This window comes from Moritella yayanosii, from assembly GCF_900465055.1.
Taxonomy (GTDB): domain Bacteria; phylum Pseudomonadota; class Gammaproteobacteria; order Enterobacterales; family Moritellaceae; genus Moritella; species Moritella yayanosii.
On record NZ_LS483250.1, the window covers coordinates 2324798 to 2345157 of the forward strand.

The 20360-nt window shown below is 39.1% G+C and carries 24 protein-coding genes; 11 read left to right on the top strand and 13 right to left on the bottom strand.

Features of this window, described 5'->3' with window-relative positions:
* Positions 1–81: 81 nt before the first annotated feature.
* A complete protein-coding gene (locus MORIYA_RS10720; RefSeq protein WP_232011603.1) occupies positions 82–831 on the bottom strand; it encodes a class I SAM-dependent methyltransferase in 750 nt (249 codons plus the stop codon).
* 65 nt (positions 832–896) lie between these two features.
* Here MORIYA_RS10720 and gloB point away from each other — a divergent pair, with 65 nt between their 5' ends.
* Both gloB and MORIYA_RS10730 read left to right on the top strand, forming a co-directional pair.
* Complete coding sequence (gene gloB / locus MORIYA_RS10725; RefSeq protein ID WP_112715083.1) at positions 897–1673, top strand: hydroxyacylglutathione hydrolase; 777 nt, start codon at positions 897–899, stop codon at positions 1671–1673.
* A gap of 94 nt (positions 1674–1767) precedes the next feature.
* Positions 1768–3372 (top strand): LysM peptidoglycan-binding domain-containing protein, encoded by a 1605-nt coding sequence (locus MORIYA_RS10730; RefSeq protein WP_112715084.1) that lies wholly within the window; start codon positions 1768–1770, stop codon positions 3370–3372.
* 151 nt (positions 3373–3523) lie between these two features.
* On the opposite strand, the gene MORIYA_RS10735 is transcribed toward MORIYA_RS10730, so the two are convergent.
* Positions 3524–4075 carry a chalcone isomerase family protein gene (locus MORIYA_RS10735; protein ID WP_112715085.1) on the bottom strand — a complete coding sequence of 184 codons (552 nt, stop codon included), beginning with the start codon at positions 4073–4075 and terminating at the stop codon, positions 3524–3526.
* Between the two features lie 197 nt (positions 4076–4272).
* Positions 4273–5688: an alanine/glycine:cation symporter family protein gene (locus MORIYA_RS10740; RefSeq protein ID WP_112715086.1), complete on the bottom strand. Its 1416-nt coding sequence runs from the start codon at positions 5686–5688 to the stop codon at positions 4273–4275.
* Between the two features lie 320 nt (positions 5689–6008).
* Here MORIYA_RS10740 and MORIYA_RS10745 point away from each other — a divergent pair, with 320 nt between their 5' ends.
* On the top strand, positions 6009–6182 hold the full coding sequence (locus MORIYA_RS10745) for a DUF3545 family protein (RefSeq protein WP_112715087.1): 174 nt from the start codon (positions 6009–6011) through the stop codon (positions 6180–6182).
* 68 nt (positions 6183–6250) lie between these two features.
* On the opposite strand, the gene MORIYA_RS10750 is transcribed toward MORIYA_RS10745, so the two are convergent.
* The gene (locus tag MORIYA_RS10750; protein WP_112715088.1) at positions 6251–6832 is read right to left on the bottom strand and encodes a hemerythrin domain-containing protein; all 582 of its coding nucleotides are present in this window, start codon (positions 6830–6832) and stop codon (positions 6251–6253) included.
* Between the two features lie 130 nt (positions 6833–6962).
* Positions 6963–7643 (bottom strand): uracil-DNA glycosylase, encoded by a 681-nt coding sequence (gene ung / locus MORIYA_RS10755; protein WP_112715089.1) that lies wholly within the window; start codon positions 7641–7643, stop codon positions 6963–6965.
* A 98-nt stretch (positions 7644–7741) separates the two neighbouring features.
* On the opposite strand from ung, the gene MORIYA_RS21375 reads away from it, so the two are divergent.
* Positions 7742–7969: an apurinic/apyrimidinic endonuclease family protein gene (locus tag MORIYA_RS21375; RefSeq protein ID WP_232011604.1), complete on the top strand. Its 228-nt coding sequence runs from the start codon at positions 7742–7744 to the stop codon at positions 7967–7969.
* A gap of 255 nt (positions 7970–8224) precedes the next feature.
* Positions 8225–8968 carry a methylenetetrahydrofolate reductase gene (locus MORIYA_RS10765; protein WP_112715091.1) on the top strand — a complete coding sequence of 248 codons (744 nt, stop codon included), beginning with the start codon at positions 8225–8227 and terminating at the stop codon, positions 8966–8968.
* A 40-nt stretch (positions 8969–9008) separates the two neighbouring features.
* Here MORIYA_RS10765 and MORIYA_RS10770 read toward each other — a convergent pair whose 3' ends face one another.
* Entirely contained in the window at positions 9009–9464 is a 456-nt protein-coding gene (locus MORIYA_RS10770; protein ID WP_112715093.1) for a phasin family protein, read from the bottom strand.
* 161 nt (positions 9465–9625) lie between these two features.
* Positions 9626–10300: an alpha/beta hydrolase gene (locus MORIYA_RS10775; RefSeq protein WP_112715095.1), complete on the bottom strand. Its 675-nt coding sequence runs from the start codon at positions 10298–10300 to the stop codon at positions 9626–9628.
* Between the two features lie 180 nt (positions 10301–10480).
* Between MORIYA_RS10775 and MORIYA_RS10780 the strand changes: the two genes are divergently transcribed.
* The gene (locus tag MORIYA_RS10780) at positions 10481–10930 is read left to right on the top strand and encodes a DUF3010 family protein (protein ID WP_232011605.1); all 450 of its coding nucleotides are present in this window, start codon (positions 10481–10483) and stop codon (positions 10928–10930) included.
* A 67-nt stretch (positions 10931–10997) separates the two neighbouring features.
* Here MORIYA_RS10780 and MORIYA_RS10785 read toward each other — a convergent pair whose 3' ends face one another.
* The 5 genes from MORIYA_RS10785 to MORIYA_RS10805 form a co-directional block, all read right to left on the bottom strand.
* A complete protein-coding gene (locus MORIYA_RS10785; protein ID WP_112715099.1) occupies positions 10998–11438 on the bottom strand; it encodes an acyl-CoA thioesterase in 441 nt (146 codons plus the stop codon).
* 20 nt (positions 11439–11458) lie between these two features.
* Complete coding sequence (locus tag MORIYA_RS10790) at positions 11459–12346, bottom strand: endonuclease/exonuclease/phosphatase family protein (protein ID WP_112715101.1); 888 nt, start codon at positions 12344–12346, stop codon at positions 11459–11461.
* A 166-nt stretch (positions 12347–12512) separates the two neighbouring features.
* Positions 12513–13754 carry an aromatic amino acid transporter gene (locus MORIYA_RS10795; protein ID WP_112715103.1) on the bottom strand — a complete coding sequence of 414 codons (1242 nt, stop codon included), beginning with the start codon at positions 13752–13754 and terminating at the stop codon, positions 12513–12515.
* 4 nt (positions 13755–13758) lie between these two features.
* Positions 13759–14022: a trp operon repressor gene (trpR, locus tag MORIYA_RS10800; RefSeq protein ID WP_112715105.1), complete on the bottom strand. Its 264-nt coding sequence runs from the start codon at positions 14020–14022 to the stop codon at positions 13759–13761.
* A 153-nt stretch (positions 14023–14175) separates the two neighbouring features.
* The gene (locus tag MORIYA_RS10805) at positions 14176–14460 is read right to left on the bottom strand and encodes an outer membrane protein transport protein (protein ID WP_232011606.1); all 285 of its coding nucleotides are present in this window, start codon (positions 14458–14460) and stop codon (positions 14176–14178) included.
* 220 nt (positions 14461–14680) lie between these two features.
* Between MORIYA_RS10805 and MORIYA_RS10810 the strand changes: the two genes are divergently transcribed.
* The 5 genes from MORIYA_RS10810 to MORIYA_RS10830 all read left to right on the top strand — a co-directional run bounded on the left by MORIYA_RS10810 (position 14681) and on the right by MORIYA_RS10830 (position 18940).
* A complete protein-coding gene (locus MORIYA_RS10810; RefSeq protein ID WP_112715107.1) occupies positions 14681–15226 on the top strand; it encodes an NUDIX hydrolase in 546 nt (181 codons plus the stop codon).
* A gap of 163 nt (positions 15227–15389) precedes the next feature.
* Positions 15390–15893: a hypothetical protein gene (locus tag MORIYA_RS10815; RefSeq protein ID WP_112715109.1), complete on the top strand. Its 504-nt coding sequence runs from the start codon at positions 15390–15392 to the stop codon at positions 15891–15893.
* 76 nt (positions 15894–15969) lie between these two features.
* Positions 15970–16404, top strand: a complete 435-nt coding sequence (locus MORIYA_RS10820; protein ID WP_112715111.1) for an Rrf2 family transcriptional regulator — start codon at positions 15970–15972, stop codon at positions 16402–16404.
* A 232-nt stretch (positions 16405–16636) separates the two neighbouring features.
* Positions 16637–17119: an SRPBCC family protein gene (locus MORIYA_RS10825; RefSeq protein WP_112715113.1), complete on the top strand. Its 483-nt coding sequence runs from the start codon at positions 16637–16639 to the stop codon at positions 17117–17119.
* Between the two features lie 435 nt (positions 17120–17554).
* The gene (locus MORIYA_RS10830; protein WP_112715115.1) at positions 17555–18940 is read left to right on the top strand and encodes a sodium-dependent transporter; all 1386 of its coding nucleotides are present in this window, start codon (positions 17555–17557) and stop codon (positions 18938–18940) included.
* 71 nt (positions 18941–19011) lie between these two features.
* Here the strand turns inward: MORIYA_RS10830 and MORIYA_RS10835 are convergent, their stop codons facing one another.
* Positions 19012–20202 (bottom strand): hypothetical protein, encoded by a 1191-nt coding sequence (locus MORIYA_RS10835; protein WP_112715117.1) that lies wholly within the window; start codon positions 20200–20202, stop codon positions 19012–19014.
* Positions 20203–20360: the final 158 nt, after the last annotated feature.

Sequence of the window (20360 nt, forward strand, 5' to 3'; positions counted from 1 at the left end):
AATTAGCCTTCGATTCACCTGATAACACGCCTAAATCAAATGAAGAAGTAAACTTGGCAAATAAAAAAGGCACAATGCAGTCTAATACGGCTTATGCGGTAATTTTTGCGTTGCCCCAGTCGGTATAAAACGACGTTTGGCATGACTGACTTGCCACCAATTTTTGACCGGTGAGATTGGCATACGACGTTTACGCGCAACAATAAAATAGACCGATGAAAAAGAAGGGAAATGCATTTGACCGATACTCTCAGACCACCAGGTTAGTGGTTTCTTACCTAAAAAAGAGGTGAAGCCAAAACGGTCATCTTGAATAATTTCAAAACCAAGTAACTCTAGCCAATCTTTAATACGTGCAGGAGTAAACATTCTTCCTGACCAAGGCGGATGATTACGTTTAATCCCACATAGTTTAACTAAACCACACAATGACAACGGATTATAACCACTTAAGATAAGATAACCGTCACCCGTTAATACCCGTTCAACCTCACGCAATACTTGATGAGGATCCGCCGAAAAATCCAATGATTGCGTCAAGATACACGCATCAATGCAATTTTCCTGAAAGGGTAAATGAGCAGGATCAATAAATATACCACCCATACCTAACTCTGACGTCGCTGTTACTTGGTGTTGTATACTGCTGCCAAAACAATTAAGCTCACCACTTAACGAACCCAATTTTAGTAGATGATAGCCAAATATTATTGGACACCAAGCATCAAGGCGCGCCTGAATTTGGCTAGCAAGCCACTCTCCCATAGGAAGATCATTCCAAGAATGGGGAATTGTTATCTCATATTTATGATGTGCAGGTTTTATTAACACGACAATATCCGCTAAAATTTTGTTTTATATGTAATTAAAGATAATCCCATAAAGAGAGCGATGCAATGCTTGAAGTCATTTCTATACCAACATTTAACGACAATTATGTTTGGTTAATCAAAAATACTGAAAATAATCACTGTTGTATCGTTGATCCCGGTCAAGCAGACGCGGTATTACAAGTCATTAATCAGCAAAATTTAATTCTCGAGGCGATTTTAATTACCCATCACCACTATGATCATATCGATGGTATTAGTGACATTCTTAACGCATCGATCGATCCTGTGCAGGTCTATTCGTCGATTGCGATAGAGGTTGATGCTCCAGTCACCTTAGTCACTGAAAATAGCCAGTTAAATCTCCTTAATAATAGTTTAGCATTGACCGTAATGACGACACCGGGGCATAAACGTGAACATGTAGTTTACTATAACCAGACGATGCTGTTCTCGGGTGATACTCTATTCTCGGGTGGCTGCGGTCGACTGCTTGATGGTAGCGCGGCAGAATTGTTTTCATCTCTACAACGCATTAAAGCCTTAGATGAAAATATGTTGGTGTATCCAGCTCACGAATATACTCAAGCGAATTTAATGTTTTGCTATGCCGTCGAACCACAAAATAGCGCACTAAAAAAACACATCGAATATACGGCGAAATTACGTCAACAAGGACTACCAACCGTACCAAATAGCCTGAAAAACGAAAAGGAAATCAATGTTTTCTTACGCACCAACGAAGCAACGGTCAGTATGGCGATGGAACATAAACTGCTTGATATCCTCACCAGCGAGCAAGCCGTGTTCACAGCATTGAGAGTATGGAAAGACCATTTTTAACCCAATATTAAGCATCAATACCCTCAATGGTATACTTGCTTTGTTTTCTGTTGGCTATTAGCATGTCAACGTTGTTCACTTATATAAGACGTATATGAAATTTAAATTATCTATTCCGGTATTGATATTACTGACTGGGTGTCAAATGACATCTGAAGATCGTAGTAACGATGTGCAAACTACTCTAACGCCTGTCGTTGCCCCATCTGTAAAAGTCAGTAATGCAGACAGCGGTTTAGATAATGCAACAGCAGAAAATATTGCTAGACTCATTATCGCCGAAGACGTTACCGTCGAGCCAATTGATAATGTCTGGATTCGTATCGCTGAGCAAATGACTATTCCGATCCCCAATAATGCCCGTATTGCCAAACACCGTAAGTGGTTTTTAGACCACCCTCAACATTTAAAAACGGTATCACAACGTGCAGAACCATTTCTATATCTCATTGTTGAAGAGCTCGAGCGTCGTGGTTTACCCTTAGAACTGGCGCTGCTTCCTGTGGTAGAAAGTGCTTTTGACCCATTTGCCTACTCGCATGGTAGCGCATCGGGTATGTGGCAATTTGTACCAGGCACTGCAACGCAATACGGTCTAGAGCAAAACTGGTGGTACGATGGTCGCCGTGACGTATTGGCATCGACAAGTGCGGCTCTAACCTATATGGAATACTTAAGTCGTCGCTTCGACGGTGACTGGTTACATGCTTTGGCTTCATATAATTCAGGTCAAGGTCGCGTCGGTCGTGCTATTAAACGTAACCAAAAAGCCGGCTTAGCAACGGACTTCTGGTCCTTGTCGCTACCAAAAGAAACAGAGGCATACGTCCCTAAATTATTAGCGCTTGCTGATATCTTACAAAACGCTGAAAAATATAACCTGACGCTACCTGTGATTGCTAACGAGCCAGCTATTCAACAAGTTGACATCAACAGCCAAATCGATTTAGCACTTGCCGCCGACTTAGCAGGGATAGATGTCGCTCAACTACAGCGTCTTAATCCAGGGTTTAACCAATGGGCTACAGCGCCTGATGGTCCACATACATTATTAATTCCGAATGAAAATGTAGCACAGTTTAAAACTGCATTAGCAAAAACGGATGCTAAAGGCCGTTTAAATTGGGTACGCTATAAAGTTAAATCAGGCGATAGCCTAAGTGAAATTGCCCAAAATTATAATACGTCCAGCAAGATCATCGCCTCGGTTAACAATCTAGACAGCAGCATGATCAAGATCGGTCAAGCATTGTTAATTCCAATGGCTGTGAAAGATCTCGATTATTATAAATTTAGCCAATCATCACGACTCACTCGTCGCCAAGAAAAACCCGCGGGGCGCTTTAAAATAGTGCATAAAGTACAGCCAGGTGATAATTTGTGGGATATTTCACGTGCCTATAAAGTTAACTACAAGAGCCTCGCGAAATGGAACAATATCGCGCCTAAAGACACCTTAAAGGTCAATCAAAAACTGGTGGTGTGGCAAGGTAAGAAACAAGGCAGTGCGAATGGCAAAGGCATTATGCGTAATATTACCTACAAGGTCCGTCAAGGTGATTCACTTGCACGTATTGCCAATAAGTTTAATGTAAGAATTAAAGACCTGGTGAGATGGAATGGCCTAGCTAAGCAGAAATATATCCAACCAGGACAAGCACTACGACTTTATATTGACGTAACAAAGGTGAATACTTAGTTAACTACGTTCGCAAGAACGAGTTAGCACCGCAAAGCCTAGCTGTGGTTGATAAATAGCCCAGGCATAAAAAATGGCTTACTGTTAAGATTTTATTCTTAACAGTAAGCCATTTTTATTATTGCCTTGTAATGTTCAATTACAAGGCAAATTACAAACCCAGCATATCTTCTTTCAGGTCATCATCAGCAGGCTCATCACCTAACCAAATAGACAATACCGCTTGACGGAAAACGTCGTTATTAATAGTCGATAATTTTTCATTATTTTTATACGTTACCAAACCTTTACCTGGTGTACTCACCAAAGTAAATTGATCGCCTTTAGCTATCTCTGCACTAAACACACCAATAAACTCGGCTATTTCAGCAGAGATCGGGGCGGTATTACCCGCAGTCGCGCTGTCAAGACCGTCGTTGATCGCCGAAACCATCTTTTCAGAGGTAATGAGACCTGAAATGATATTAAGACGAATCGCACTTACATCTTGGCTTTTTACGACATCTTTACTCGCTGTTTGTGTAAATAGTGAACCAACATACAGATCAATAAAGAATTTACTACGAACACCTGCCCCTTGATAATTAAGTAATGTACCTTCAACAGATACACTATCTGGCACTGAAACGCCAGACACTTCCTGTGCCGCATTAACAGAAAAACTAAATAGTATTGCAGAAGCTAGAGTTGCTAATTTATTCATGACTTGATCCTATGTGAGTCGGTATTAAACGTCAATTTAACCATAAAGCCACTAGAGCTAAAACTCTAACTATTTGAGTTAAGTAAATTTAATACCATTTTCTTACGACTCAATTAATACCTAATAAAAAAGCCACTCATTGTTGTAATGGGTGGCTTTTTCTAATTTTGCAATGCTAATCTAACGTAATTAAAATACTACTTTTTAAATTTAGAGTTCCAAATTTCACTGTTGATCTTTTTATCGATTTCAGGATATTCAGCGCTATCAAATGTAGGCGTTTTACCTTCAGCGAGTTGCTTGTTGTAATCTTTCGCGACGATGATGACATACTTAGATAACATCAAGATAGCAATGATATTGACCAGTGCCATTAAGCCCATTGACGCATCTGCCATGTTCCAAATCAGATCTGATTTCGCTACAGCACCAAACATAACCATACCTAAAACAGCAGCACGGAAGATCCAGATCATTACTTTCGAATCACGGTTCAAGAATAAAATACTGGTTTCAGCGTATGAATAGTTCGCCACAATTGACGTAAATGCGAAGAATAGGATCGCAATAGCAACAAAGGTACTCCCCCAATCGCCTACATGTGATGACAATGCATGCTGCGTTAATTCGATACCACCAATACCCGATGTATCACCCAGATCAGAAAGTAGAATAATAGACGCTGTCGCAGTACAGATGACGATAGTATCGATGAATACACCTAGCATCTGCACATAACCTTGTGATGCGGGGTGATTCGGGAATGGTGCCGCACTTGCCGCAGCATTCGGTGCACTGCCCATACCTGCTTCATTCGAGAATAAACCACGTTTGATACCTTGCATCATAGCAACACCTAATGCGCCACCAGCTGCTTCTTCTAAGCCGAATGCAGATTTAATGATAAGTTCGAAAACGGCAGGCAGTTCTGATATGTTCATTGCAACAACAACAAACGCAATCAGGATATAAGCCAGCGCCATGAATGGCACCACGATTTCAGCAAATGCGCCGATCACACGCAAACCACCAAAAATGATGAAACTTGTAAATACCACTAATACGAGACCAACAATCGTTTTATCAAACCCAAACGCATTATGCATTGAGTTGGCAATCGCATCAGATTGCACCGCGTTAAATACCAAGCCAAATGCAACAATTAGGCAGATAGAGAATACAACGCCCATCCAGCGACGACCTAAACCTTTTTCCATGTAGTAAGCGGGACCACCACGGAAGTTGCCATCAGCATCTTTGGTTTTAAATAATTGCGCTAATAAACTTTCTGCAAAACTAGTCGCCATACCAATAACAGCAATTAACCACATCCAGAATACAGCACCAGGGCCACCCGCAGTAATTGCCACAGCAACACCAGCAAGGTTACCAGTACCAACACGCGCAGCTAGACTTGTACATAGCGCTTGAAATGATGATACACCTTCAGAGCTGCTTTTACGGCTACCAGCAAGAACAGAGAACATGTGAGTAAAATGGCGGAACTGAATAAAACCTAATTTAAAGGTAAAATACAGACCTGTACCTATAAGTAAATAAATCAGTACAGAGCCCCACAGCAGCCCGTTTATAAAGTCGATAACTTCCGTCATATTGTCTTTCCATACTCTTATTAAAATCCACAGATAGCAGTGAAAATAATACCACCATCTGAACAAGGCGCGAAATATAACATATAAAACCAGTAAATTGTTAATCAACAGGCGTTAAAATTATCGAACTAACAATGCCCCCCCCTAATTAGATACATATTTTAAAAATAATCACCGTGTATTTTTCGTAAACTATTTTATACCGATTCCATTTTTGATCTTTTTACGTGATCTACCACTCAAATACACGACTAAATATGACCAAGATCATGAAAATAATGCTATAGAGACAGAGTAACTATCATTACAAAGGTGATCCCATGGAAGGAATAAATCAAGTGTCGATAGAAAATACAAAAAAAGAAGCAAAGTCAATGTCAATGTCAAAACGAAAATGGCGTGAAATTGAAGCGATTAAGGATAAGCTAATCTTAGAAAAGGAAATGGACGGTTATAATGATCCTTTAAGTTATTACTCTGATCTGATTGCTTAATAAAAAGCCGCATTGAATGCGGCTTTTTTAATGCGAGTGATACCTATATCACAGCTAGGTGTTACCCTTCATACTAAGCAGATATCCTCTTTTTCCTCACCAATAAATCCAGCGGTAACGATACGCTGTGTTAATTGCTTATAGGCATCATTAAACACAGCAATGGTTTGTGCATCTTGCAAATCGCCATTTTTCCACAAATGCTCAATATGACACCAATCATCTGGAGTGAATTTCTCAGCCATTAGTGGCATGACCACATTGGTTTCATATTGAATATGGGCACGCTGTTTGTCTACAAACCCGCGCAACTGTACTGCAAGTGTATCAAATGACATCACAGAATCCAGTTGGATCATATTTAATGAATGCGAAAGTTCACGGCTAAGGAAGTTTAAGCTTTGGTGCTCACTGGCAAGACGGTTCGGCATATCAGCATCTTCAACATAATGTTCAAGATAATACGAATAGATCAAATCTTCTTTCGGATGATGGTAACGGTCAATGTAGTTACGTAAATAATTTACAATATCATCCATTAATTTAAAATTAACACCCTGCTGTTCAGATTCGAGTTCAGCTAGCTGCTCAATTAGTACATTTAATAGTAACTCTACTTGTTCATGATCTTTTGTTATGAGAGATAACATATAAACTCCAATTTGAAATTATCTCTCACCACCTTATACCCATATAGTGTTAGTTACTTTGATCGAGTTCAATTTTCATCTATATAAAGTATAATTGCAAAAGGTGTCATTATCGTCGGTTCGGCCGATATTATATGAGCCGCTCAACAGTACTCACTTGCCAATTGATGGCTGTCTGCTGGCGTAGTTGTAAACGGCTATTAATAGCAGAAAAATGTTGGCTACCAAAGAAACCACGACTTGCAGACAAGGGGGATGGGTGCACCCCCTCTAGAACGTGATGCTGGCTGCGATCGATATGGCAACCTTTCTTCTTGGCGTGATTCCCCCATAATACAAAAATAATCTCTTCATCTTGCTGGTTTAGCAGTTCAACGACATGATCAGTGAACGTCTCCCAACCCGATTTGGCATGGGAATGGGCTTTCGCTTGCTCTACCGTTAATACGGTATTTAACATTAAAACGCCCTGTTGTGCCCATTCGATTAAATAACCGTGGTCAGGCGCTGCAAAGCCATCAATATCAGTACTCAGTTCTTTATACATATTACGTAATGAAGGTGGGATCTTAATACCCGGCAATACTGAGAAACATAAACCATGCGCTTGCTCTGGTCCGTGGTACGGATCTTGCCCTAAGATCACCACTTTGACATCTTTTAACGGGGTTAATGCAAATGCTTGAAATACATCAGCCTCTTTAGGAAAAATGACTTTTCCGGCCGCTCTTTCAGCAGTGATAAAGTTTTGTAATTCTAAATAATACGGTTGTTGCTGCTCGTGCAACAAAAATTCTGACCAAGTTTTCATTTATAAACCCTTAAGATTAGCATTGCCAAGAACCTGATTTTATCGTAAAAATATCCCTTTAAAACCATTTTGTCGTTAAATTAACTAAAAATGATGAAATGCACCGTTGCGAGCAATTAAGTTCAACCTTACTTAACGTCCACCCAGGCAGTCACTTTAAAAAAATATCAGACTCAGACAGTCTAAAGCTGGTAGCAGAATCAATTAACCTTGCACTGCAAAAATCAACTTCAGTCAAAGCTGTCATTGAAAACACCGCTGGTCAATGCACAAAAGTTGATCGCCATCGCAGCTTAGGGCAGGTTTATTGGCGAAAATGCCTTTAAATTTATCATGCAGGATGAACGCTTTAATGGTATATCTATGGTGTTGGAAACGATTGACGATACTATTTGGGCTGATGAAATTGCCTGGTTACAGCAGTTAGCCGCTAAATAAGTAATATACCCAAGTTACTTCAAGATGCTTGAGTATAGTAATACAAACTATATCAATAATTGAAAAAGCCCAAACACGCGGAGCCGAGTTTGGGTATTAAAAGGATTATCGACGAGGACTGTTGATAATAAAAGGGATGTAATTTGAAATACTCGATAGAGCTTGTACCCCGTTCATGGGAAACTTTAAATACTGAAGCCGAAGAAGTAAGCCAATTCAGTCAAATTAATACGCTAAATATTCCCGACTTACTGCGTTTTGATGTTCGTAGCTGGGATGCTTGCGATCGCCTACAAGATAAATTCGATGAGGTGATCCCTCACCTTCGCGCTATCGATTTTGATCTAAGAAACGGCTTTCCATTAACCGATTTTTTCCGTCATAGTAAAATCAATTCAGTACTCGTGGTCGAAGGCGATCCACCGCAAGATATTTCACACCGAACCTATCGCAATACATCATGTGAACTTATTCGTATTATCAAAAAAGAACTGCCCTATATGAAAGTGTACGCCGCGATCGATCAATATCGAACCAGCATGCGTAAAGAGCTCGATTATATTCACGACAAACTTGATGCGGGTGTTGATGGCTTTTTCACGCAACCATTTTTTGATTTAAAATTACTCGATGTATACATGGATATGCTGCAAGATACGGAAGTATTTTGGGGCCTGAGTCCGATCCACAGCGAAACCAGTAAATCGTACTGGGAAAATAAAAACGATGTGGTTTTTCCAAGTGATTTCGAACCGACAAAAGAGTGGAATATTAAGTTTGGCCGAGCCATGATCAAAAAGGTGCAAGCCAAAGATGATAATGTCTACTTTATGCCAATCAGAGCCAACGTTAGTGAATACCTTAATAAATTACTCGCCGAAGATTAATCTGATTACAATGTCGTGATCACGATATAAAAGAAGCCACTTAAGTGGCTTCTTTTATATCAACTAACTCAGCCAGTAACGCATCTAGCTTATCATTTAATTGATTTATTTTATCACTTTCAATGCCGGTTAATTTAGTAAAAGTCCGTTGGATCAACGTTTCTAATCCGTGCAAAGATATATGTTCAGCCGTCGTATGCAACTTAAACTCGTTATCCACCTTTTCGCCTTGACGTAACAGCTCTTCAAAAAACATTGACGATTTTTCACCCGCAATATTTAGTCCCTCAATACTATTACTATATGCACCGAGCCCAGCTAACCAAACCTGGCGTACAAAGTTCATTTTGGCCGCTAACGTCACCTCAACGGCAGCACTCTCAATGCCGTCGAGTGATTCAATATCTGGATTGTTAATGGCAATGAAATTATCTATTATCACATTATTATTAACAACATCATTATTATTTGAATTGCAGTTTTCATTCTGGCGCATTGTTAAATCTTATCAACGATACTAGGAACTATTAAGCATAGATGTAATAGCCATAAATGAGAGCATAACTTGTATCACTGTGATCCTAATAACAAAATCATCACGAAATAAAATACTTATATCGATAAAATAACCGCATCTTAAATCGCGTAAACTTCGAGTTAACCATCCATGTTCGTCGTTAAAAACTGCTTTATATGTTGAGATATGTCATTTAATTGTTGTGGTGTAACCGTATGCTCTGCCGGATAACGACTATAATTGGGTTTATAACCCAGTGCTTCTAAATATTTTACCGCATCGAGTCCAAGGGACTCAGCGACAACCGGATCAGCACTGCCATGATAAATATGCACCGGTAACGTGAGATTATTTTGATGCGGCTCAATGGTTTTAGCTGTCGCAAAATAGCTCGACATAACCATCAATCCAGCTAATGGTTTAGCAAAGGTTAATGCACTTTGATACGCAACCGCACCACCTTGAGAAAAACCAGCAACAATGATCCGCTCACTCTCAATGCCACGGTCGATCTCGCGTTGGATCAATTGTTGAACTTGCTCAACACTGGTCATCAAACCAGACATATCAATTTTTCGCTCTAACGTCATCTCTAAAATGTCATACCAAGCTGGCATTTTATAGCCATTATTAATGGTGACCTTAATTTCTGGTGCATGCGGAAAGACATAGCGAACTTGGTGCTCAACAGGAAGCGAGATCATCGGGACTACGGGGGCAAAGTCATGGCCGTTAGCGCCCAGTCCATGTAACCAGATAACACTGGCGTTTGCAGCTTGCTTAGGTTCAATTTCAACACAAGGTAAATATGTCATTCTGTTTCCTTACAATTAAGTTGTTTATATACCCAAGCTACTTCGAAATACAGCATTTTGAAGTAGCTTAGGTATAAGGATACCATCGTATAAATTCACAACGAAACAACGATAACCATGTTAACTGACAATAAAGTGGTTATAATAGCGAAGTTATCTTTATTTATGGTGAGTTATTTAATGAAAATTTGTAGTGTTGAACTAGCAGGCAATGAAGTAAATCTATGTTTCCTATCTTTAAAAGACGGGATTTTTGAACTTATTGAATGCCGTAAAAGAAAAATCACCTTAGCAAGTTCAACTGAAGCGTATCAAATGCGTCAGTTTCATAAAGAATTTGCCCAACTAATGCAAGATTATAAAATTGAACACGTAGTGATCAAAGAACGTCTAACTAAAGGTAAATTTAGTGGTAGTTCAACCAGTTTCAAAGCAGAAGCGGCGATCCAACTGGTAGATAGCGTTGAAGTGAGCATGGTTTCACAAACGTACTACAAACAACTACTACTCGATCACCCGATCTTTGTTGAATTTGCAGAAACCGGTCTGAAAAAATTCCAACAAAATGCATTCACACTTGGTTGCCTATTCTTAAATGAAAAAGCAGCAAAAAACGCGATTGAATTATAAAGACATGTTGTAGTGTAATAAGCCGACTAACTTATATTAGTCTGCTTTTTTTTACTTTAAAATATAGCTAGGCAGTGAATAACGTCGGTTGTAACAATTTAATCTTATCAACAATATTTGCAGGTACCGGCATTTTCTTATGCTTATGGTAATCAACGAATACAATCACCCCTTCACCTTCTGCAACCACACGTTGTAAGTTATTGCTCCAAACCGCATATTTCATAATCAGTTTGTGCTCATAAAATTCAGATATTGTAGCCCCAATTTGGATCGTGTCCGGTGACTTTAATGGCGCTTTAAAACGACAACTCGTCGCGGCTAAAATAGGGCCTATACCATGTGCTTGCATGTATTCCATTGCTTGTACTTGTTCAAAATAGCCAATCCTAGCTTGTTCAAAGTAGCGAAAATACACGGTATTATTAACGTGACCAAATGCATCCATGTCACCCCAGCGCACAATGTCATCGACAATAACTGGGTACTGCTGTTTAAATTTTTCCATCGATTTTTCCTTAACTATCATTAAAGCAGCGGACCAAATCGTGCCACGATTGGGTTATGGTCAGATGCATCCGTTTCATAAGACGATGCACTGAGTTGTTGCATGCCTCTAAAATAAAGAGCATCAAGGGGATAACCAAATGCCGTTTTACGCACATCTTTTTGATAAACCAATTGTTGCAATTCAACACTCGCCGTCATCAAATGTAATTGGTTTAAACGTTTATTTGTCCAGGTATTAAAATCGCCCGCCATGATCACAGGGCCATCATGTTGACGGATCACTGCAATAACACCTTCTAGCTGTTGATTAAACTCATCGACACCCAAGGTAAAATTAATCATGTGCATGTTTGCGACAAGCAAAGGTTCATCACTGCCTGCCCACGGGTAATAACTCACCAGTGACGATTTAGGAAAACGTAACCAAGGCTCAACTATTGTTTGCTTACAAACAGATATCGGCGCAACGCGGCTTGCCGTTAATACACCCATTGATTGATTGTAAACACTAAAAGCCTCGACTTGTGTCCAGCTTAATTCATGTTGCTGCATAAGTTGATGTAGTAAAAAACTTAATTTCGCTTCTTGTAATACAATCAAATCATTTTGTTCAATTATCGTCGTTAGCTCACGACGCCAGTTATCGTCTTCTTGCTTATAAATATTCCAATCTGCAATACTAAACTCTGTAGGCAGTTCATTACTTGTGACGGCTATATTTTTTACAAATACCGGACATGTCGCGACAGTATCCGTGACAAAACCACCTTGTTCGCTATTTACGGATGTTGCGCCTGCAACTTTCCATGAAGAATTTAATTTGGGGATGTCGGCAATATCAAAACAGCCCGACAAGGAGAAAATAAACGTACTAATAATAGCAATGCGAGAACAGGAATAATTCATATTAAAATCACGTAATCAAAATATGCCTTATTATACTTAATAAAATATGATTAACTCAAAACTATTCGATCAAATAAACATTTTTATCTAAATTAAGGCATATTAATTAGCGAGTTCGCCGTTAATGAACACTCACTAACAGCAATACACTGATGACTAGGCTCAGTTATGCTAGCAACCCCATCATAGATAATACTTGGAAACTAACAACGCAAACCGCAAACACTAATACTACAGCCATACGAGCATGACCACCCGACACCAGGAAATCAGTCGCTGGTAAATGTTTACGTGCCTGAAAGGCTAGCGCAACTGGGGTAAACAAGGCAAATACCGCCGCCGCAAATCCAGCGTAACCAATCGCGTAGATAAAACCATTTGGCCATAATACCCCACCAATCATTGGCGGTACAAACGTCACTAACGCCGTTTTACTACGACCCGATAAGGTATCATCCAGTTTCAGTAGGTCTGTTAAGAAATCAAACAAACCAAGTGCCACACCCAAGAATGATGTCGCAACAGCAAAGTTAGCAAATAATTGTAAGGTCACCGCAAGTGTTGCGCCTGAACCCGTAGACTCTAACGCCGCAACTAATGCACCCATGTTACCGCCTTGTGCAATAACACTGGAAAAACCATCACGGCCAATAACAGTAAAGCTCGCTAACAACCAGATCAAGTAGATAGCAAGTGCTAACAAACTACCGTAACGGATTGAATTAACAACTTTCGAACTGTCTTTGTTATAATATTTAACCAAACTGGGGATATTAGAATGAAAGCCAAAACACACCATTAACGAGGGAATTGCTGCCCAGCTATACGGTAATCTTTCTGTCATCTCAGCAAACGGCTGTAATAAAGAAAGGTTTGCGCCACTCAATAAGCTATAAATGGCAATACTAAAGGTAATTACCATGCCACCCAACATCGCCGAGGTAAAACGACCCACGGCTTTAGTACTAAAGCTCACGATCAAACCCAGTAATACCGCAAACAAAAAACTGGCAACGGACTGGTCAATATCAATACCCAGACCTGACTGCAAACTGTGTCCCAGCATTGAGCCTCCGCCCGAAATGTAGGCATAAACTAAGATGTAACTGACGAACAGCACCGATAAGCCGTTAAGTATACGTAATGATGTGGGTAATAAAGCTTTCGTCATCGAATCAAAATTAACCCCACGTTTAAATTTTTGATTCGCCTCAAGTAAGTAAAGCGCCGAACTGTACATGCAATACCAAGACACACACAAAAACAATACCGCCCAACCAAACCACATATTTGATGTTAATATCGGTAAAGAAAACATACCGGCACCAATACTGGTCCCCGTAATGATGAATATACCACTGAGAGAGGATGGTTGAACTTCTTGATTGGCGGTCATGACTTCAGACATAGTCCTACTCCCTAATTAATAATGTTTGTAATAATTGTTTTTCTTTATCACTCATGGCTTTCAAATTATTCGAACCGCGAGTGATCGTGGCAATACTGATATTGTGTATTCTTGCTATTTCACGCTGTGACCGCTCTGCAAGTAATAGTTCTTTATAAACCAAAGTGCGCGCGTTAATAGCGTTTAATTCTTCTGATGAAAGTAACATGGGAAGGATTAGAGATATATCATCTTTACTCGTGATATTTCGAAGTAATTCATTAAACATAACCAACAAACCCTGCACTTAGACTGTAATGGTGTAATAGTACAGCATTACACGCTAGCCTATCAAGTTAATTGTGCCATCTCGGTAATTAGCGTCGAATTATATATTCAACCATATAACCACTAACGCTTTAGTACCAAGGACAATCAATGTTTAAGAAAGAAGGTTATGAGATTTAGACGGTAAGTTTACGTCAGGTGTAATGAAAGCAAGTTGACTTGATACCTTCGTTTTATCAAACATCGTCATCGCTGCAGGTTTTTTAGTCAATACTAAAGCAGCAGTATCAGTGATAGCGCCTTCATCTGCATTTGCACGGCCTAATGCTGAATCTTCACCAATCTGGACGCCAGCTGAAAATACTGATGCAGAAGCTGTGGCTAATGCCAGCGCGATAGCTGAACTAAGAGTGAAAGTCACTTTAGAGTTGCGTTTCATTACAAAAATCCTGTTGTTATTATTGGGTATGCGGCGATGTTAAGATGTTGTGACAGGGCGTAATATATCGTTTAGATAAACTTTTCCTAAACGACATATTCACTCATAAAGTGGGTGTTTTTTTGGCTGAGTTAGCGTATTTTAGTGACCAAATATGAATGTGTTACTATACGCCCTGTTTGAAATCTCATTCAACTATTAAGACAAGAGCCACTTTACAATGATCAACCAAATGCCTATCCTGCGTTCTACTATCCACCCCGATGTAACAGCACCTCAAAATACTGACCAGCGGATCTCAACACGCGGTATTATTACGCAAGGCGAAGAGATCTTATTGATCTTTACTGCACGCTATCATGATTACAGTTTACCTGGTGGTGGCTTACATGAAGATGAAGACATCATCACTGGTTTAATTCGTGAAGTAGAAGAAGAGACCGGCGCTGAAAATATTAATAACATTGTACCTTATGGCTGCTACGAAGAACTTCGTCCTTGGTATAAAGGTGGCTTTGACAGTATAAAAATGGTTTCTTACTGCTTTACTTGCGATGCTAACAAGCAATTAGGTACACCAAGATTAGAAGAAAATGAAATCAAAAATGGCGTCAGCGCGCTATGGATCAATATCCACGAAGCAATTGCCCATAACCTCGAAGTTATCGCTAGTCATCCAAGAGCAGGCCTGTCAATTGAGCGAGAAACTTATCTATTACAAAAAATTGCCAAAGGTATCGTTAAAAAACTTTATTCGATAAAATAAATAAGCCATCTGACTGAGCTTATATTTTTGTTTTTAATACTTTTTTACCAATCTCAAATCTAAGCTAACATAACTCAACCTCTTGGTTAATATTTCTAATAATTCCGCGTATAACTGTAACCCTAACAACCGATTTTAACGATCGTCAGGAAAGGGAATCAAGATGAAGCTACTAGTCAAACAAAATGTGGGGGATATTCATAAAGACCACTTGAAAATTTTAGATAATGTAATTACTTTCTTACAATACAATATAGATGGCCTCGAATTCCTTCCTTTTAAGCTTAATGAAGAACAAGATGATTACCAGCACGCTTTTCAGCGCCAAACTGGCATTATTTTTACACCGGCTAATTATCGGCATTATCGCTTACGCTTGTTATCGGTTGTTGATGCGCTGCTGTATATTCATACATCATCCAATGATAGCGATGCTTATGAACTGTCTTACAATTTAAGTTCAATACACCCTAAACCGGTTTTTTTTGCCGTATGGCGTGGCGCCCCAATCAAAAGTCCATTGCTAAAAGAACTCGATCAAGACTACCCGGTTACCTACTGTCAATTCAGTCACCCTAGAGAATTACTCGAAGGCTTTAAGGTGTTTGTACAAAAATACGGCGACGCAGTACTCCATAATAAAATTGAAAAAGAGTTGGTATCCTGAACTCGAGTAATAAAAGTAATGTCTAGAGCAATCTGCGCATAATTAATTTACGATAACGTACACAAGGGTGATAAAAGTGAAGATAACAACTTATACTGATTTTGGCATACGCACATTAATGTATTTATCCACTCTTCCAAAAGGACAACGCTCAAGCTCAGCTGAAGTTGCAGAGGTGTACCAAGCATCACGTAACCATATTGCAAAAGTCATAGCTCATCTTTCCTCATTAAATTATATCGAATCATCTCGAGGAAAAAATGGCGGGATCTGGTTAGCAAAATCTGCGTCAGAAATTAACATTGGACAGCTAGTGCGAGCCCTAGAGAACAATTTAAAAGGCTTTGATAATAATACTCAAGACAGCGAGTTAGTACCAACTTACCAGTTAAAAAATGTATTACAGACTGGTATCGAAGCTTTTCTTATAACACTCGACCAATACAGTCTTGCTGATTTACTTGATGAACAGCATGAATTTGAATCATTATGCTATATGAAACAAGCCTAATCACATGACATACAATGACCAGCTATAACAATAGTAACATTATCGGTACTGCTACAACATAAAACTCTCAGCTTATTGTATTATAAGAATAAAATGTAATATTTCGCGCCTAATTTTCAACTTATCATTCTTGACAACAATCATTATCTGGGGCAATGTAGCGGTATAAAAATACTACTTCTAGGATAGAGCTTAGAAGTAGTCACTATTATGAATAGAAGGAAAATTTGAAATGGCTTTCGACGTAAAAATACAACAAAATAAAAAATTTACTGTACCTGCAGATATCAATACTGTTTATAATCTTTTAGCTGATGTTCCAGCTTCTACTCGTCATTTTCCAGATCTAATCAACTTGATCAAAGAATCAGCGAATACTTACCGCTGGGAAATGAAAAAAATTGGCCTAGGTCCGATTCAACTTCAAACCATTTATGCCTGCGAATATACCTGTGATGCTGCAAATAAATCGATTATTTGGGAACCGCGTGACACGGCAGATAATAGTGCAAAAGTATCAGGAAAATGGATCCTGACTGAAACCAGTACTGGTTGTGATATTAATTTATTAACCGATGCTGTGATTACAATTCCACTACCAAGTCTGGCTGGTATCGGTTTAAAACCTGTTGTTAAAGTTGAATTTGAAACGTTAACAAATACTTATATCAAAAATCTTGCTAAGACATTATCGAAAGTAGCAGCGACAGCTTAAGTCGAGCGACGATATGACAACACAATAACAATGAACCTGAATAGGGACACTAACTCAGGTTCATTATTTTACCGTAATTAATGTCCTATTATTGTCGACATTGCCGTCGAAAAATCAAACTATTATTGAGTTCAATCAGAATTACACTTCTTTTCAAATTATTTCTCGCTACAGAATGAAAAACAAACAATTAACAGCCCATCCAAGCAAATACAACATAAAACTGCAATATACAGCACAATCTAAAAATATTAGCGTTTAATACCATTAACAAGCATATAAATAACATGTTTGACTATAAATTATAAAAACATAAGTATTAACTAAATAAATAACGACTGATTTAGAGTTATCCTCTAATTAAAGTCCTTATATCGGTGTTATTAGTATGTTATTAGTATGTATATAACGATATACACAACCCTGGATGGGAAAATGACAACAAGCACAACAATTGACAATCGCTGGTCTAGCGAATTTAAATATGTACTTGCAGCAGCGGGCGCCGCGGTAGGTTTAGGTAACCTTTGGAAGTTCCCTTATATTATGGGCGAAAATGGTGGTGGTGCATTCGTACTTGTCTACCTATTTTGTATTCTATTAATTGGTATCCCTGTGATGATGGCAGAGGTCATGATTGGTAAACGAGCTCGTACGTCACCAGCAAATGCGTCAGCAACCATCGCCAAGGAATCAGGCGGTTCAAGCATTTGGTCTCTACTTGGTGCCTCTGGTGTTATCGCAGGTTCACTTATCCTCAGCTTTTATATTGTTATTGCAGGTTGGGCAGCCGCTTATATCTTCTTTGGTATCAATGGCGATTTCCTCGCAACAGCAGGTTCTGAAGTATCTCATAAAGATGAAATTGGTGCACTTTTCACTGGTTTAATCACAGACACAACACAGTTGATTCTATGGTCTTCAATCACTATCGTAGCCGCCATGTTAGTATTAATTCGTGGTGTTAATGCTGGTCTCGAAAAAGCTGTTACTTACCTAATGCCATCATTGCTGGTCTTATTGCTGATTATCATGGTTTACGCCGCTACAACAGGTAACTTTGGTGAAGCAGCACAATTCATGTTCTATCCCGATTTCTCTAAACTATCTATTGATGGTGTATTAATAGCCCTAGGTCATGCATTCTTCACGCTAAGTTTATCATCAGGCATCATGATGGTTTACGGTGCATATATGCCTGAAGGTACGTCAATCGCGAAAACGTCTATCTGGATCGCAGTAATGGATACAGCGGTAGCACTTATCGCAGGTATGGCTATCTTCCCTATCGTGTTTGCTAACGGTATGGAGCCATCTGCTGGCCCAGGTCTACTATTCGTGTCATTACCTATCGCGTTTGGTCAAATGCCATTAGGTAGTTTGTTTGGTACACTATTCTTCATCATGGTGACATTTGCTGCATTCACATCAGTGATCGCACTTCTTGAATCACCAGTAGCCTATTTGAACGAACGTCTTGGCTTAAGCCGTACTAAAGCTACAATCGCAGCGGGCTGCACTATTTGGGCTCTATCACTGCTAACAGTATTCTCTCTCAGTGGTGCACCTTGGGCTCAAGATGTTGTTATGGGTCTGAACTTCTTTGATGCATTAGATAAACTAACAGCAAACATCATGCTACCACTTGCAGGTCTATTTACTGCACTACTCGTAGGTTGGGTTGTTAATGAGAAAATCACTCGTGAAGAGTTTGGTTTATCAGAAGGTGCTTATAAAGCGGTTATGTTCTGTCTACGCTACATATCACCAGTAGCAATTGCAATCGTATTTTTGCAAGCAGTAGGTCTAATTAGTCTTTAATTAACAAAAACTAATACTAAAAAAGGCTTCTTCACGAAGCCTTTTTTATATCTTGGATTATACCCATCAATCTAACCAAAGATAGCTCTCAGTAACTGCACCACTTCTGTTGCACTTTTACCTTTTTCAACTTCGGCTATCATTGAAGCACGTTTACTTTGTAAATAAGCAGGTAAGTCAGGTTCCGCCAATAGACGGTCTACCACTTCAATTGCACTTTCTTTAGTTCGCTTTTTACGTACTACACCTGTTGTACGGGTACGACCGCCCGTTAAATTACGAACAACCACAGGTATATTCTTCAATTTTAAATAATTTGATTTCTCCGCGAAGTCTTTATCTACAAAAAAGAACAAATCGAATAACACAACACGGTTATTCCATAGCTCAAGTTCAGTAACATCTTCCGGTTGTGCCGATTTAAACCAAGGCTGACGATGCAGCGCTTCAATAATATCAACCCAATAACGAGAAAAGTCGGTCGGCTTTAATTTCACTAAACCTAAGCCTTGGCACAGAGCGTCAACTTTAGATGCAGTCAGTACCATGAATACATCCGGTCGACGCATTGCTAATAAACGTGTGGCAGCAAACAAGCCTGCCTTCGCTTTATCTAATGTCGCGAAAGCGGCAGTATAACGTGTTACAAACTTTTTATAGTCAGCTTCACTTACCTCACCCTCTAGAGGGATCGCAGATAGCGCATCATCAAGTAAAGACGGGGTATGTTGTAATAACTCATGCAACGCTTTAGCACCTCGGGTACTACCGAATAGTTCAACATCAAAATCAAACTTTGCAGGTTCATGCGCTGATAAGTGTTTACCTGCAAAAGCCAGACGTTCAAGATCAGACATATCAGCTAACATGCTGATACGTATAGAACTGATGTAATTGAGCAGACGAAGACGCTCAGCTAATGCTTGGCGATCAGCTTGCTCAAGGAAAAAGTTCTTCAGAAATGGCCAAGGTGTAATACGAGACGTTTTAACTTGCCGACAAGTGATCGATTTTTCTAATAATTGCAATAACTTTTGTAACGGTTTTTCATGCTTTGCATCAAGCAAATCCATATTTATACCGTAACGTACATAATTGTATAATTCATTACACCAACCAAGAAAATCTTCAGGTCGGTTCGTCACTTTAACAGCCATTAAGTTCAAGCTGATTTCAGTAACATAATCTACGATTTGATCATACTGTGCAGTTTCAACATCAGAGAGTCGCATGTCTTGCGGAGAAGTAATAAATTTTATCATTAAAGCGTCATTCCAGTCTAAATACTAAATACAATTGCAGAATTAATAAGTATAGGCTTAAGGATAATTTTTTAAACCTATACTTAGTTAAATTTAAAAATGAATAGTTTGATTAAGTTCACAAAGTTAAAAATGGCTAATTTATATTCATTCCACAA

What these genes read in the sequence shown, in the direction of transcription:
- MORIYA_RS10740 (WP_112715086.1), bottom strand. Translation starts at nt 5,688, where the DNA reads ATGACGGAAGTTATCGACTTTATAAACGGGCTGCTGTGGGGCTCTGTA.
- ung (WP_112715089.1), bottom strand. Translation starts at nt 7,643, where the DNA reads ATGAAAACTTGGTCAGAATTTTTGTTGCACGAGCAGCAACAACCGTAT.
- MORIYA_RS10825 (WP_112715113.1), top strand. Translation starts at nt 16,637, where the DNA reads ATGGCTTTCGACGTAAAAATACAACAAAATAAAAAATTTACTGTACCT.
- MORIYA_RS10745 (WP_112715087.1), top strand. Translation starts at nt 6,009, where the DNA reads ATGGAAGGAATAAATCAAGTGTCGATAGAAAATACAAAAAAAGAAGCA.
- MORIYA_RS10775 (WP_112715095.1), bottom strand. Translation starts at nt 10,300, where the DNA reads ATGACATATTTACCTTGTGTTGAAATTGAACCTAAGCAAGCTGCAAAC.
- MORIYA_RS10730 (WP_112715084.1), top strand. Translation starts at nt 1,768, where the DNA reads ATGAAATTTAAATTATCTATTCCGGTATTGATATTACTGACTGGGTGT.
- MORIYA_RS10790 (WP_112715101.1), bottom strand. Translation starts at nt 12,346, where the DNA reads ATGAATTATTCCTGTTCTCGCATTGCTATTATTAGTACGTTTATTTTC.
- MORIYA_RS10770 (WP_112715093.1), bottom strand. Translation starts at nt 9,464, where the DNA reads ATGCGCCAGAATGAAAACTGCAATTCAAATAATAATGATGTTGTTAAT.
- gloB (WP_112715083.1), top strand. Translation starts at nt 897, where the DNA reads ATGCTTGAAGTCATTTCTATACCAACATTTAACGACAATTATGTTTGG.
- MORIYA_RS10835 (WP_112715117.1), bottom strand. Translation starts at nt 20,202, where the DNA reads ATGATAAAATTTATTACTTCTCCGCAAGACATGCGACTCTCTGATGTT.
- MORIYA_RS21375 (WP_232011604.1), top strand. Translation starts at nt 7,742, where the DNA reads ATGCACCGTTGCGAGCAATTAAGTTCAACCTTACTTAACGTCCACCCA.
- MORIYA_RS10785 (WP_112715099.1), bottom strand. Translation starts at nt 11,438, where the DNA reads ATGGAAAAATTTAAACAGCAGTACCCAGTTATTGTCGATGACATTGTG.
- MORIYA_RS10735 (WP_112715085.1), bottom strand. Translation starts at nt 4,075, where the DNA reads ATGAATAAATTAGCAACTCTAGCTTCTGCAATACTATTTAGTTTTTCT.
- MORIYA_RS10780 (WP_232011605.1), top strand. Translation starts at nt 10,481, where the DNA reads ATGAAAATTTGTAGTGTTGAACTAGCAGGCAATGAAGTAAATCTATGT.
- MORIYA_RS10815 (WP_112715109.1), top strand. Translation starts at nt 15,390, where the DNA reads ATGAAGCTACTAGTCAAACAAAATGTGGGGGATATTCATAAAGACCAC.
- MORIYA_RS10805 (WP_232011606.1), bottom strand. Translation starts at nt 14,460, where the DNA reads ATGAAACGCAACTCTAAAGTGACTTTCACTCTTAGTTCAGCTATCGCG.
- MORIYA_RS10830 (WP_112715115.1), top strand. Translation starts at nt 17,555, where the DNA reads ATGACAACAAGCACAACAATTGACAATCGCTGGTCTAGCGAATTTAAA.
- trpR (WP_112715105.1), bottom strand. Translation starts at nt 14,022, where the DNA reads ATGTTTAATGAATTACTTCGAAATATCACGAGTAAAGATGATATATCT.
- MORIYA_RS10795 (WP_112715103.1), bottom strand. Translation starts at nt 13,754, where the DNA reads ATGTCTGAAGTCATGACCGCCAATCAAGAAGTTCAACCATCCTCTCTC.
- MORIYA_RS10750 (WP_112715088.1), bottom strand. Translation starts at nt 6,832, where the DNA reads ATGTTATCTCTCATAACAAAAGATCATGAACAAGTAGAGTTACTATTA.
- MORIYA_RS10810 (WP_112715107.1), top strand. Translation starts at nt 14,681, where the DNA reads ATGATCAACCAAATGCCTATCCTGCGTTCTACTATCCACCCCGATGTA.